Below are 13,326 nucleotides of genomic sequence, written 5' to 3'. Positions count from 1 at the left end.
ATGGCGCTGGCGCGAAAACTCCTCGTCATTCTCAATGCAAAAGCACGCGATGCGCGCATGGAGTTCGCCAATGCAACTTGACACCACAGATAGTCGCTCATTGCCCTGCCGGGCATTTCTCCCCGTAGAACGGGGAGAAAGACGCTAATTCACCGTCCGCCGCGTCCCCGGCAGGTCCAGCGAAAACGCCGGAATGGCGATGTCGAATGTCTCGCCCCGCTTGTTGCGCATCGTGTAGTGCCCGACCATGATGCCGGATGGTGTCGAGAGCGGGCAACCGGACGTGTATTGGTAGCTGTCGCCGGGATTGAGTTCGGGCTGGTCGCCGACGACGCCGGGGCCGCGCACCTCCTCCACCCGGCCAGTGCCGTCGGTGATATGCCAATAGCGCGACAGAAGCTGCACGAAGTCGTCCGACTGATTGTCGATCGTTATCTGATAGCCCCAGACATAGCGGTTCTCCGAGGGATCCGAGCGGTCCTCCAGATAGAACGGCCTGACCTGCACTTCGATGTTGCGCGTGACGGCGCTATACATAAGCGGCTCCAAAAAACGGTTCCAGCGGAACTTTCGGCGCTCTGTGCGGTTAGGTCAACCGACCGAAGCCTCCTCTGGCCGACCTCGCGGGCAGGTGCCGACAAAGAATGTCATTTAAGTGACATATGACAATGATGGTGTGCGCGGACTGGTGATGCGCGACTCGGGCGCTCTGCTGAACTGTTGAACCGGCCATCTTGCGGACCGGTTTTCCTGGAGTGACCGGATCTCGATGGAACTCACTCTCATAGCCGCCACGCTTTCAACTGTCCTCATCCTCTCGAATCTCGCCAGCATCGTGCTCGCCGCTTCGCGTCTGAAACGGCGCCACACCATTGGGCCGCCGGCCGCCAAGCCGCGGCCGGTGTCGATCGTCGTGCCGTCGCGCGGCGTCGAGCCGTTCACGCAGGAGACGCTGGAACGCGCCTTCTCGCTCGATTGGCCGCGCTACGAGTTGATTTTCTGCGTTGCCCATGCCGACGATCCGGTGGTCAAATTGATAAACAGGACGATCGTCCGGTTTCCGAAAGTTCCGGCCCGGCTGCTTATCGGCGACGACCGCATCAGCGCCAATCCGAAACTCAACAATTGCGTCAAGGGCTGGGAAGCGGCGCGGCACGACTGGGTCGTCCTGGCCGATTCCAACGTGCTGATGCCGAGAGACTACGTCCAGCACCTGATGGCTGCCTGGCGGTCCGGCACCGGCCTTGTCTGCTCGACGCCGATCGGCTCCCGGCCTGCCGGCTTCTGGGCCGAGGTCGAATGCGCTTTCCTCAACACGCTGCAGGCGCGCTGGCAATATGCCGGCGAGGCGCTCGGCCTTGGCTTTGCCCAGGGCAAGAGCATGCTCTGGAACAAGCCGATGCTCGACGCCAATGGCGGCATCCGCGCGCTGGCCGCCGAGATCGCCGAGGACGCCGCCGCGACCAAGCTGGTGAACAGCCTCGGCTTGCGCGTCAATCTCGTCGCCGCCCCCTTCGAGCAGCCGCTTGGCCGGCGCTCATTTGACGAGATCTGGTCGCGTCAGGCCCGCTGGGCGCGCCTGCGCCGCGTCACTTTCCCGCTGTTCTTCGCACCCGAAATCCTGACCGGCGCCTTGGTGCCGCTGGTGCTTGCGCTGATTGCCGCAGCCAGTGCCGGTTTCAGCCTCTGGGCAACCGCCATTGCCGTACTGGCGGCCTTCTACCTTCCGGAGTGCGCCCTGGCCTGGTCCAAGGGCTGGTACCTGTCGCCACGCATGGTCGCCGCGATCATGGCGCGCGACCTGATCCTGCCGGCGATGTGGGGACGCGGCTGGCTCGGCGGCGCCGTCGACTGGCGCGGCAATGCGATGACCATCGGCACCAAGACGGCCGAGCTGGAAGAGACGCCGTCCGGCGCCTGAAGGCGTCAGCTAGGTTTGACCGCTGGAATAATTATCGTATATACGGAAATGTTGCGTTAGGCTCTATTTTTGTGTATACATAATTTATGGGAACGCACCGGCGGCGATGCAGTTCGAGTGGGATGAAAACAAGGCCAGGATGAACAGGGCCAAGCATGGCGTGGATTTTGCGATCGCACCATCCTTCGACTTCGCCAACGCCGCTATCAGGCTCGACGACAGCGAGGACTTTGGCGAGGACCGCCTCGTTGCCATCGGTCTGATCGGAACTGGCGTCCATGTGATGGTTTATGTCGAGCGACGATACGCCATCCGCGTTATTTCGCTGCGCAAGGCCACAAGGCAGGAAATTACGGACTATGTCGAAAACCTCTAAGACGATCGTACGCCGTGAGGCTGCTGCGCCCCAGCTGTCACGTGCTGACGCTTTGGCGTTGGCCAAAAAGGCGCTTGCCGCGATGACCGACGAAGAAGATGCCAAGATCACCGCTGCGGCCGAAGCCGATCCGGATGCTCAGCCAACCGATGCCGTTTCGCGCCGCAAGGTTGGCCGGCCGCCGCTTGCCCGGCCCAAACGTGCCGTACAGCTACGCCTCGACGCCGACGTTCTCGACCGCTTCAAGGCCGCTGGCGATGGCTGGCAGACCCGCATGAACGAAGTGCTGCGCAAGGCGGTCGGCCTGTAATCCTGTGACGACGCTCGCGCGCTACCTGGCCTTCAGCGCCTGCGCGATGTCCTCGAGCAGATCGTCGGTGTCCTCCAGGCCGACCGAAAGCCTGAGCGTGCCCGGCCCGATGCCGAGCTCGGCGCGCGCCTCGTCGCTGAGGTTCTTGTGCGTCGTCGTCGCCGGGTGGGTGATCAGGCTCTTGGCGTCACCGAGATTGTTGGAGATCAAGACGATGTCGAGCGCGTTCTGCAAGGCGAAGGCCGCCTGCTTGCCGCCCTTGACGTCGAGACAGATCAGTGTCGAGCCGCCCGACATCTGCTTCTTGACGATGTCGGCCTGCGGATGGTCGGCGCGGCCGGGATAGATGACGCGGGCGATTTCCGGCCGCTCGGCCAGGAAATCCGCGATCCGGCCGGCACTTTCCGTCTGCTGGCGCACGCGCAGCGGCAGCGTTTCCAGGCCTTTCAGCAGCGTCCAGGCGTTGAAGGGTGACAGGCTTGGGCCAGTATGGCGGAAATAGTCGTGCAGGTTCTCGTCGATCCACTTCTTGTCCGACAGGATGACGCCGCCGAGACAGCGCCCCTGGCCGTCTATGTGCTTGGTCGCCGAATAGACGACGATATGGGCGCCGAGCTGCAAGGGCTTCTGCTGCAGGGGCGTGGCGAAGACATTGTCGACGATCAGCCTTGCGCCGATCGAATTGGCAAGCGAAGCGACAGCGGCGATATCGACCACTTCCAGCGTCGGATTGGTCGGGCTTTCCAGGAAGAACAGCTTGGTGTTCGGCTTGACCGCCTTTTCCCAGTTGGCGATGTCGGTGCCGTCGACCAGCGTCGCCTCGATGCCGTATCTCGGCGCCAGCGTCTCGACCACCCAGCGGCAGGAGCCGAACAGCGCACGTGCCGCCACGATATGGTCGCCGGCCTTGGCGCTGCACAGAAGGGCGGCCGTCACCGCCGCCATGCCCGACGCGGTGGCGCGCGCGTCTTCGGCGCCTTCCAGGGCGCACATGCGTTTTTCGAACATGTCGACGGTCGGATTGGCGTAGCGCGAATAGATGAAGCCCGGTTCCTCACCCTTGAAACGGGCTTCGGCGGCCTGCGCCGTTTCGTAGACATAGCCCTGGGTGAGGTAGATCGCTTCCGACGTTTCGCCGAAACCGGAACGCAGCGTTCCGCTGTGCACGAGTGCCGTCTGAGGCTTCCAGTTGTGCTTCTTGGTGCTCATCGCTTTTCTTCCAGACACAAAAAAACCGGCCGCGAAAGTCGCAACCGGTCCATACGGCCTTGCGGCCCGACGGTCCTTTAGCGACTTGTTTAACGTGGCTGCAAGCCGACCGGCCAAATCACCACGGGATAACGACCCTTTAGACCCGCGCCACGCTTGCGTCAATTGCCGGCTTCATTAAGAGGTTTGTACCAAGCAGGTTCCGCAAAAGTGTTCCACGGTTTTGCGACCAGAACCTGCGACAAGAAAAACGTCTGACCTAGGAGCGGAGCCTTGCGGCAGACAGGCATTCTTCCCGATCAGGACATATCGGCGCTGTTCCAGTCCGGCGCGCTGAAGTCGGCGCGTGCGCTCGACGCCGACCAGATCCAGCCGGCCAGTCTCGACCTCAGGCTCGGCGACAAGGCCTGGCGGGTGCGGGCCTCCTTCCTGCCCGGCCCCAACCACAAGGTCTCGGAAAAGCTCGACCGGCTGCAGCTGCACGAGATCAGTCTTGCCGAGGGCGCGGTGCTGGAGACCGGCTGCGTCTATATCGTGCCCTTGCTTGAAAGCCTGGCATTGCCGGCTGATATTTCGGCCTCGGCCAATCCGAAGAGCTCGACCGGGCGGCTCGACATCTTCACCCGGGTCATGACCGATCGCGGCCACGAGTTCGACAAGATCGCTGCCGGCTATCACGGCCCGCTGTTTCTGGAAGTCAGCCCCCGCACCTTCCCGATCGTCGTGCGCACCGGCTCACGCCTGTCGCAAATCCGCTTCCGCACCGGCAATGCGCTGCTCTCGGAAGCCGAGCTGCACGAGTTGCATCGCGCGCAGACGCTGGTCGCCACCGAGCCGCCGAACATTTCCGGCGGCGGCATCGCGCTGTCGATCGACCTCAACGGCGATCAGAACGGGCTGGTCGGCTATCGCGGCAAGCATCACACCGGCCTCGTCGATGTCGACAAGCGCGCGGCGCAGGAAGTCGTCGACTTCTGGGAGCCGATCCACAAGAGCGGCGCCGGCGAACTGGTGCTCGACCCCGACGAGTTCTACATCCTCGTCAGCCAGGAGGCGGTGCACGTACCGCCGCTCTACGCCGCCGAGATGACGCCCTTCGATCCGCTGGTCGGAGAGTTCCGCGTCCACTATGCCGGCTTCTTCGATCCGGGCTTTGGCCATTCCGCGTCCGGCGGCACCGGCAGCCGGGCGGTGCTGGAAGTGCGCAGCCACGAAGTGCCGTTCATTCTCGACCATGGCCAGATCGTCGGCCGGCTGGTCTACGAACACATGCTGAAGCGGCCGCAGGCCCTCTACGGCACCGATCTCGGCTCCAACTACCAGGCGCAGGGCCTGAAGCTGTCCAAGCATTTCCGCGCCGCGCGCTGACCTCATTGCCCCAAGGCAAAATACTTGCCTGTACCGGCGCGCCATGCTTGGCTGCCTTGCCGCCCGTCAAGATGCCGGCGTTCAAGGGGAACCAAGAAAATGCAGATTTCAAAATGGATCGTATCGGCAGCGGGCGCTGCCATGCTGGTGATGGCTGCCGGCTCTTTGTCGGCGCAGGCAGCTGAAAAAATCAAGATCGGCACGGAGGGCGCCTATCCGCCGTTCAACACCATTACCGCTGACGGCAAGGTCGAAGGCTTCGACATCGACATCGCCAATGCACTATGCGCGCAGATGAAGGTCGAGTGCGAGATCGTCACGCAGGACTGGGACGGCATCATTCCCGCCTTGCAGGCGAAGAAATTCGACGCCATCATCGCCTCGATGAGCATCACCGAGGAGCGCAAGAAGCAGGTCGCCTTCACCAACAAATATTATACGACACCGCTGGCTCTGGTGGCGCCGAAGGACAGCGATCTCACCTCGACCGAACCACCGGCACTGGCCGGCAAGACGGTCGGCGCCCAGGCTTCGACCACGCAGGCCGACTATGCCCAGAATGAGTATGGCAAGGCAGGCGCGGAGGCAAAGCTCTATCCGACCCAGGAAGAGGCGATCACCGACCTGACCAACGGTCGTCTTGACGCCGTGATCTCGGACAAGTTCGTGCTGATGGACTGGCTGAAGAAGGCAAGCGACGGCTGCTGCAAGCTGGTCGGCGACGTCAAGGGCACCGAAACGCAAGCCGGCATTGCCGTGCGCCTGGAAGACACGGCCCTGCGCGACAAGCTCAACGCGGCCATCGATGCGATCGTTGCCGACGGCACCTACAAGAAGATCCAGGCCAAGTATTTCGACTTCGATATTTATTGAGGCTGGGCGCTTCTTCCCTTCTCCCCTTGTGGGAGAAGGTGTCGCCGAAGGCGGCGGATGAGGGGTGTTCCAGGGAACGCAAACGTCTTATTTCGCTGGAACACCCCTCATCCGTCTCGGCGCTAACGCGCCGATCCACCTTCTCCCACAAGGGGAGAAGGAAAAAGGCGCTACCTCAAAGCGCCTTCACAGCCACCTTCACCGGCTTTTCGATCTCCAGCGGATTGCGCAGCGGCAGGCCGAAGTCCCCGGCCTCGATCTCGAACACATCGCCGGCCTCGGTCCTGATGCCGTCGGCGAAAGAGAGCGTGGCCGTGCCGAACATATGCACATGCACGTCGCCCGGCTGGCGGAAGGCCGCGTATTTGAAATGGTGATGTTCGAGATTGGCGATGGTGTGCGACATGTTCGCTTCGCCGGACAGGAACGGCTTTTCCCACAGCACCTCGCTGTCACGCACGATGCGCGAGGTGCCGCGGATATCGGGCGGCAGGTCGCCGATCAGGATTTCCGGACCGAACGAGGCGTTGCGCAGCTTGGAATGGGCGAGGAACAGATAGTTCACGCGCTCGGTGACGTGGTCGGAAAACTCGTTCGACAGCGTGAAGCCGACGCGGAAAGGTGCGCCGTCGTCGCCGATGACATAGATGCCGGCCACCTCGGGCTCTTCGCCGGCGTCCTTGGCAAAGGCCGGTGACAGAAGTGCGGCACCTGGCGCCACCGCCATCGTGCCGTTGCCTTTGTAGAACCATTCCGGCTGCACGCCGATCTGGCCATTCGCCGGCTTGCCGCCCTCCAGCCCCATGCGAAACATCTTCATGGAATCGGTGAGCTGCTCCTCGCCGTCGGCGCTCAGCTTCTTGTGCATGGAATCGCGCGTCGCGGCGGAGCCGAGATGCGTCAGCCCGGTGCCGGTCAGGTGCAGATGCGCCGGATCAGGGTGATTGATCGGCGACAGCAGCCGCCCCTTCTTGTAAGCGGCCTCGAGATCGACCGTCTCGCCAAGCCCCTTGCGTTCGATCAGCGCGACGAGGCCGACGCCGGTGCGGGCGGCCTCCATCGCCAGCGAATAGACGCTGCGGGCGCCATTGATGATCCGGGTCTTGCCGCCATTGCGGGCGACGACGCGGATGGTCTCGGCGTCGTCGAGGATCTGGGAGATCAGCATGATGAATCCTCTCTCATTTGCCTTGGCAGGACTGCCAAAACGGCAGACCTTACTCAGCGCGGCCGGGACCTCGTCCATGCCACGGTTTAAATTCTCAGTTCGGATTGCGCTCGCGGGCCTGGTCCCTCAGGGACTTCTGTTACCGGCGGGTTGCCGGCAGCGCCGCGATCGTATGCCTCCTGCTTGCCTCGCCTAGAGCAGTTCACCGTTTCACGGAAACGGCGAACCGCTCTAACTCATTGTCTTGGCGCAATTCCAGGCGGAAAACCGTTTCACATTTTCCTGGAATTGCTCTTAAGCCCGTTCAAGCCTTGTTCTTGTTGTAGACGTCGAAGATCACGGCACCGAGCAGCACCAGGCCTTTGACCACCTGCTGCCAGTCGACATTGACGCCCATAATCGACATGCCGTTGTTCATCACGCCCATGATGAAGCCGCCGACCACCGCGCCGATGACCTGACCGACGCCGCCCATCGCCGAGGCGCCGCCGATGAAGACGGCGGCGATGACGTCGAGCTCGCTGCCGAGGCCCGCGGCCGGCACCGCCTGTCCCAGTCGCGCCGCGATGATCAGGCCGCCGAGCGCCGACAGCACGCCCATATTGATGAACACCATCAGCGTCAGCCGCTCGGTGTTGATGCCTGAAAGCTGCGCGGCCTTGGAATTGCCGCCCATGGCATAGATACGGCGGCCGATGGTCATGCGCTTGGTGACGAAGACGAACAGCGAGATCAGCACGCCCATGACGAGCAGCACCACCGGCAGGCCCCTGTAGCTGGCGAACTGGTAGACCAGGAACAGCGCCAGCGCGCTGCCGACCAGCGTCTTGACGACGAACAGGGCAAAGGGCTCGGCCTCATAGCCATGGCGTTCGCGCTTGCGGCGCGTCCTCACCCCGAAATAGGCGTAGGCCAGAACAGCGATCAGGCCCAGCACGATCGTCGTCATGTGCAGCGTCAGGCCGCTGCCCATGATGGTCTTGCCGGCCGCGTTCACTGTTGGCGGGATCAGCGTCAGCGGGCCGATGACATCCGGGATGAAGCCGGAGCTGAGCGCCTTGAAGCCATCGGGTAGCGGCCCCACCGAGGATCCGCCGCCCAGCAGGGCCTGGCAGATGCCGCGGAAGATCAGCATGCCGGCCAGCGTGACGATGAAGCTCGGTATTCGGTGATAGGCGATCCAATAGCCTTGCGCCGCACCGATCGCGCCGCCCACGATCAGGCAGATGATCGAAACCACCAGCGGGTTGCTGAACGGACCAAGCGGCCAGATGACCATCATCATCGCCGCCAAGGCGCCGATGAAGCCAGCGACCGAGCCAACGCTTAGATCGATATGGCCGGAGACGATCACCAGCAGCATGCCCAGCGCCATCACGATGATGAACGAGTTCTGCTGCACCAGGTTGCTCAGGTTCACCGGCTTGAACAGCGTTCCGTTCGTGGTGAACTGGAAGAACACCATGATGGCGATCAGCGCCAGGATCAGGCCGTATTCGCGCAGGTTCGTCGTCAGCGCCGAGACGGCAATGCGTGGGCGCTGCTCTTCGGCGACGTTGCCCTGCGGGGCGGGGGCGCTTTCGGTGCTCATGCTGCTTTTCCTTCTCCACGAACGATGGCGCGCATTATTTTTTCCTGGCTTGCTTCCGCGGCGGGCATTTCGCCCACGATGCGCCCTTCGTTCATGACGTAGATGCGGTCGGTGATGCCAAGCAATTCCGGCATTTCCGACGAGATGACGACGATCGCCTTACCCTCAGCCGCGAGACGGGCGATGATCGTATAGATTTCGTACTTGGCGCCGACATCGATGCCGCGCGTCGGCTCGTCGAGGATCAGCACGTCCGGGTCGGCGAACAGCCATTTCGACAACACCACTTTCTGCTGGTTGCCGCCGGAGAGATTGCCGGTCATCTGATAGACGCTGGAAGCGCGGATATTGGTCTTCTTGCGATAGTCGTTGGCAACGGCGAGCTCGCGCATGTCGTCGATCACGCTGTGGCGCGAGACGCCGCCAAGATTGGCCAGCGTGATGTTGTGCTTGATATGGTCGATGAGGTTGAGACCGTAGGTCTTGCGGTCCTCTGTGACGTAGGCGATGCCGTGTTGGACCGCCTTGCTCACCGAGGAAACGTCGACCGGCTTGCCCTTGAGCAGCACCTCGCCGGAGATGCGGCGGCCGTAGGAGCGGCCGAACAGGCTCATGGCGAATTCGGTGCGGCCAGCGCCCATCAGCCCGGCAATGCCCACCACTTCGCCCTTGCGCACGTTGATGTCGATGCCCTTGATCACCTGCCGCTCGGCATGGATCGGGTGATAGACCGACCAGTTCTTCACTTCGAACACGACCTCGCCGATGTCAGGCTCGCGCGGCGGATAGCGGTCGTCGAGTGAGCGGCCGACCATCGAAGTGATGATGCGGTCTTCAGAGATGTCCTTCTTGGCCAGCGTCTCGATGGTGCGCCCGTCACGGATCACCGTCACCTTGTCTGCGACCCGGTTCACCTCGTTGAGCTTGTGCGAGATCAGGATCGAGGTCATGCCCTGCCGCTTGAATTCGAGCAGAAGGTCGAGCAGCGCCTGGCTGTCCTTTTCGCTGAGCGACGCCGTCGGCTCGTCGAGGATCAGGAGCTTGACTTCCTTGCTCAACGCCTTGGCGATCTCGACCAGCTGCTGCTTGCCGACGCCGATATTGGTGATCAGCGTCTTGGGGTCCTCCTTGAGGCCCACCTTCTTCAACAGGGCGCTGGTGCGCGCCTCGTTGGAATTCCAGTCGATGATGCCGTATCTGGCGTGCTCGTTGCCGAGGAAGATGTTTTCGGCGATCGACAGCATCGGCACCAGCGCAAGTTCCTGGTGGATGATGACGATGCCCTTGCGCTCGCTGTCATGGATGCCTTTGAACTGGCATTCCCCGCCGTTAAAGATGATCTGGCCGTCATAGGTTCCTGAGGGATAGACGCCCGACAGCACCTTCATCAGCGTCGACTTGCCGGCGCCGTTCTCGCCGACCACGGCATGAATCTCGCCTTCCTCGACGCTGAGGTTGACGTTCGACAGCGCCTTCACGCCGGGGAACGTCTTGGTGATGTCGCGCATCTCCAAAATCGTCGAGGCCATGGGACAACCGCTCCTTGAGAGGTCGGCAAACATTGCCGGCGAGGTCGGCGACAATACCGGGCTCGCTGGTGAACGAAAAGGGGCCCTGCGTTGCGCAGGACCCCTGACTTTGGAACCGGGGTTACTTCAGTTCGTCGGCCTTGATGTAGCCGGAGTCGACGACCAGTGCCTGGTAGTTCGACTTGTCGACCTCATGCGGCGTCAACAGGATCGAGGGAACGACCTTGACGTCGTTGTTGTAGGTCTTTTCATCGAGGCCGTCCGGCTTGCCGCCCGAGAGCACCTTGTCGACGAGTTCGACGGTGGCCTTGGCCAGTTCGCGGGTGTCCTTGAACACGGTCGAGTACTGCTCGCCCGTGATGATAAGCTTGACCGAAGCGGTCTCGGCGTCCTGGCCGGTCACGATCGGCCAGGGCTGTGCGTCCGTGCCGTAGCCGACGGCGCGCAGCGAGGCGGTGATGCCGCGCGACAGGCCGTCATAGGGCGAAAGAACGCCATCGACGCGGCTGCCGTCCGAATAGTTGGCCGACAGCAGATTGTCCATGCGCGCCTGGGCAGTGGCGGCGAGCCAACGCAGCGTGCCGACCTTGTCCATGCCGGTCTGGCCGGACTTGATCTTGATCGAGCCGTCGTCGATCAGCGGCTGCAGGACGGAGATCGCGCCGTCGTAGAAGAAAAAGGCGTTGTTGTCGTCGGGCGAGCCGCCGAACAGTTCGACGTTCCACGGCTTGGTGTTCGGGAAGCGCTCCTTGAGGCCCTTGACCAGCGAATTCGCCTGGATCACGCCGACGCCGAAATTGTCGAAGGTGGTGTAGTAGTCGACATTGGCGGTCTTCTTGATCAGGCGGTCATAGGCGACGACGACGACGCCCGCGTCAGCGGCCTTCTGCAGAGCATCCGACAGGGTGGTGCCGTCGATCGAAGCAATGATCAGCGCCTTCGGGCCTTTGGTGATTTCGTTTTCCAGCTGGCTGAGCTGGTTGGGGATGTCGTCCTGCGCGTATTGCAGGTCGACGGTGTAGCCGAGAGCCTCGAGCTGGGACTTGACGGCGTCGCCATCATTGATCCAGCGCTGCGAGGTCTTGGTCGGCATCAGCACGCCGACAAGACCCTTGTCGGCTGCGTGCGCCGAGTAGGTCATGGCAGCGATGCCAAGGGCCGCGACGGCGGCCAGTGTCTTGATGATTTTCACTTTAACTCTCCCTGTTTGATGGACGCGGCACCCCGGGGGTCGCGGGCCGCGCAATCGTGCAGAAGCGCCAAGGGCACTGCTGCCGTCATATCGATCTCCGGTATCCTCCCATGGCCCCGAGACGCTGATTCAATCGATACGATTTTTCTCGTCAGCGACCGTCACGTCTTGGAACGCGCGGAGGGTGTGGGTCTTTGCCATAACTGTCAAATGCGATCTTTGATGGTTGCTATATCATGGTTGGTATATGTATTGGGACGTGACGGGCTGACTCCAAGGTCGGCCTTACACGAGCAGAAGGCAGGGAAAAGCGATGGCGCGGCCCGGGAATCCGACAACAGCTTCAAATGGTTACAGAGAAGCACGGGGCGATGGCGAAACCCTGCTGCGCAGCGGTCTCAGTCTGCGTCACATGCGCATGATCGTCGCGCTAGACGACCACAGCCGGGTCAGCGCGGCAGCCCAGGTTCTGAACATTTCGCAGCCGGCGGCCTCGCGCATGATCGCAGAGATGGAGGCGGTGCTGGAGGTCAAGCTGTGCGAGAGGCTGCCGCGCGGTATCACCTTGACGCCATACGGCAAGGCTTTGGCCAGGCGGGCGCGCTCGATCCTGCTGGAGATGCGCGAGGTGGACCGCGAGATTTCCGAACTCAAGGCGGGCAAGGGTGGTTCGGTTTTCCTGGGTGCCGTGACCGCGCCGGCAATCGAGCTGGCGGTGCCGGCGATTCGTGAAATCCGCCGCATCTATCCGCGCATCGAGATCACCATGCAGGTCGAGACCTCCAATGTGCTGGCACGCGAGCTGATCGCCACGCGCCATGACTTCATCATCGCGCGCATCCCGGACGACCTCAATCCGCGGCTGTTCGAGTCGCGCGTCATCGGCGTCGAGAAGGCCTGCCTGATCGTGCGCCGGGGCCATCCGCTCACCAAGGGCGAGGCGGTGCGGCTGGAAGAGACCGCCGCCTATGACTGGGTCTTCCAGTCTGGCGGCTCGCCCTTGCGCCAGGCGATGGAGAGCAACTTCCTCAACCGCAACATCGCTTTGCCGGACCGTATCCTGAACACCAGTTCGCTGCTCCTGACCCTGGTCATGGTCGCGCAATCCGATGCCATCGCACCGGTCTCTGTCCAGGTGGCGAAATTCATCCAGAACCCTGACGGGCTGGCCGGCGCCATCGACGTCGTCCAGACCGAATTCGACATCGAGGTCAGGCCCTACAGCCTGATCACGGTCAGGAATCGCGCACTGTCGCCGGCCGCCAAGATGCTGCACGACTTCATTCTGAGGGAAGTGGGATGATGGCTCGCTCGGGTAAGGTTGTCCGGCGAAAGCACCGCCAGGCCGAGGCCGGCGAAAGCGAGCTGGGAACATTATTTCCCGCCGATGCGTTCATGATCTTGCAAGGGGCGATTTCTTCTGGAGGCTGAACATGCGCAGCTTCGAAATCATCGATCTGCTTTGCGTGATCGAGGCCTGCAAGCACGATCGATCGGTCGGGAATTTCGTTTCCATGGCTGAAGGCGTTGAAGAATTGCGGGTGTTGACCGGCGATTTCGTTTCATCGGATGACGTGGCGGCAAACGCCCTCGCAACGGTGGCGCTTGCGCGAGGCTGCTCGGTTGTGTTCGACGAACAGGCAGGCGCTGAAATGGTTCTGACGCCTTAGACTGGAGCGGGTAGAGGGAATCGAACCCTCGCGTTCAGCTTGGGAAGCTGACAAGCTACCATTACATCATACCCGCGTGCGCCCTCGTTACCATGAGGGTTAGCCTTCGGGCAATCGCA

13 protein-coding genes, 1 tRNA gene and 1 riboswitch are annotated in these 13,326 nt (G+C 62.3%); of the genes, 7 read left to right on the top strand and 7 right to left on the bottom strand.

Annotated elements, in window-relative coordinates:
* Positions 1–144 precede the first annotated feature (144 nt).
* Positions 145–537 (bottom strand): Co2+/Mg2+ efflux protein ApaG, encoded by a 393-nt coding sequence (gene apaG, locus NP503_RS30840; protein ID WP_013533640.1) that lies wholly within the window; start codon positions 535–537, stop codon positions 145–147.
* Between the two features lie 232 nt (positions 538–769).
* Here apaG and NP503_RS30835 point away from each other — a divergent pair, with 232 nt between their 5' ends.
* From NP503_RS30835 to NP503_RS30825, 3 genes are all read left to right on the top strand, one after another.
* On the top strand, positions 770–1,921 hold the full coding sequence (locus NP503_RS30835; protein ID WP_127276809.1) for a ceramide glucosyltransferase: 1,152 nt from the start codon (positions 770–772) through the stop codon (positions 1,919–1,921).
* 106 nt (positions 1,922–2,027) lie between these two features.
* Positions 2,028–2,297: a BrnT family toxin gene (locus tag NP503_RS30830; RefSeq protein WP_127272042.1), complete on the top strand. Its 270-nt coding sequence runs from the start codon at positions 2,028–2,030 to the stop codon at positions 2,295–2,297.
* Between the two features lie 82 nt (positions 2,298–2,379).
* Positions 2,380–2,607, top strand: a complete 228-nt coding sequence (locus NP503_RS30825) for a BrnA antitoxin family protein (RefSeq protein ID WP_127272043.1) — start codon at positions 2,380–2,382, stop codon at positions 2,605–2,607.
* A 21-nt stretch (positions 2,608–2,628) separates the two neighbouring features.
* Here the strand turns inward: NP503_RS30825 and NP503_RS30820 are convergent, their stop codons facing one another.
* Complete coding sequence (locus NP503_RS30820; protein ID WP_023811337.1) at positions 2,629–3,816, bottom strand: O-succinylhomoserine sulfhydrylase; 1,188 nt, start codon at positions 3,814–3,816, stop codon at positions 2,629–2,631.
* Between the two features lie 57 nt (positions 3,817–3,873).
* A riboswitch (SAM riboswitch) is annotated at positions 3,874–3,951 on the bottom strand.
* A 138-nt stretch (positions 3,952–4,089) separates the two neighbouring features.
* Here NP503_RS30820 and NP503_RS30815 point away from each other — a divergent pair.
* Positions 4,090–5,184 carry a 2'-deoxycytidine 5'-triphosphate deaminase gene (locus NP503_RS30815; RefSeq protein WP_127272666.1) on the top strand — a complete coding sequence of 365 codons (1,095 nt, stop codon included), beginning with the start codon at positions 4,090–4,092 and terminating at the stop codon, positions 5,182–5,184.
* A 99-nt stretch (positions 5,185–5,283) separates the two neighbouring features.
* Entirely contained in the window at positions 5,284–6,057 is a 774-nt protein-coding gene (locus NP503_RS30810) for an ABC transporter substrate-binding protein (protein WP_127266706.1), read from the top strand.
* Between the two features lie 175 nt (positions 6,058–6,232).
* Here NP503_RS30810 and araD1 read toward each other — a convergent pair whose 3' ends face one another.
* The 4 genes from araD1 to chvE all read right to left on the bottom strand — a co-directional run bounded on the left by araD1 (position 6,233) and on the right by chvE (position 11,537).
* On the bottom strand, positions 6,233–7,225 hold the full coding sequence (gene araD1, locus NP503_RS30805) for an AraD1 family protein (protein ID WP_127266707.1): 993 nt from the start codon (positions 7,223–7,225) through the stop codon (positions 6,233–6,235).
* Positions 7,226–7,529: 304 nt separating this feature from the next.
* Positions 7,530–8,816 carry a multiple monosaccharide ABC transporter permease gene (gene mmsB / locus NP503_RS30800; protein ID WP_027038593.1) on the bottom strand — a complete coding sequence of 429 codons (1,287 nt, stop codon included), beginning with the start codon at positions 8,814–8,816 and terminating at the stop codon, positions 7,530–7,532.
* Positions 8,813–10,345, bottom strand: coding sequence for a multiple monosaccharide ABC transporter ATP-binding protein (gene mmsA / locus NP503_RS30795; RefSeq protein ID WP_127266708.1), 1,533 nt, complete (start codon positions 10,343–10,345; stop codon positions 8,813–8,815). Before mmsA ends, mmsB begins: the two co-directional genes overlap by 4 nt.
* 121 nt (positions 10,346–10,466) lie before the next feature.
* Positions 10,467–11,537, bottom strand: coding sequence for a multiple monosaccharide ABC transporter substrate-binding protein (gene chvE, locus NP503_RS30790; protein WP_127266709.1), 1,071 nt, complete (start codon positions 11,535–11,537; stop codon positions 10,467–10,469).
* Positions 11,538–11,850: 313 nt separating this feature from the next.
* Here chvE and NP503_RS30785 point away from each other — a divergent pair, with 313 nt between their 5' ends.
* Both NP503_RS30785 and NP503_RS30780 read left to right on the top strand, forming a co-directional pair.
* Positions 11,851–12,840, top strand: a complete 990-nt coding sequence (locus NP503_RS30785; RefSeq protein WP_127266710.1) for a LysR family transcriptional regulator — start codon at positions 11,851–11,853, stop codon at positions 12,838–12,840.
* A gap of 130 nt (positions 12,841–12,970) precedes the next feature.
* Entirely contained in the window at positions 12,971–13,207 is a 237-nt protein-coding gene (locus NP503_RS30780) for a hypothetical protein (RefSeq protein WP_127266711.1), read from the top strand.
* Between the two features lie 2 nt (positions 13,208–13,209).
* On the opposite strand, the gene NP503_RS30775 is transcribed toward NP503_RS30780, so the two are convergent.
* A tRNA-Gly gene (locus tag NP503_RS30775) sits at positions 13,210–13,283 on the bottom strand.
* Positions 13,284–13,326: the final 43 nt, after the last annotated feature.

Origin of the sequence: Mesorhizobium sp. SEMIA396 (assembly GCF_024518615.1) — a bacterium.
Lineage (GTDB): Bacteria > Pseudomonadota > Alphaproteobacteria > Rhizobiales > Rhizobiaceae > Mesorhizobium.
Note: the sequence above shows the minus strand (reverse complement) of the source record. Positions and strands in the feature narration are given on the sequence as shown.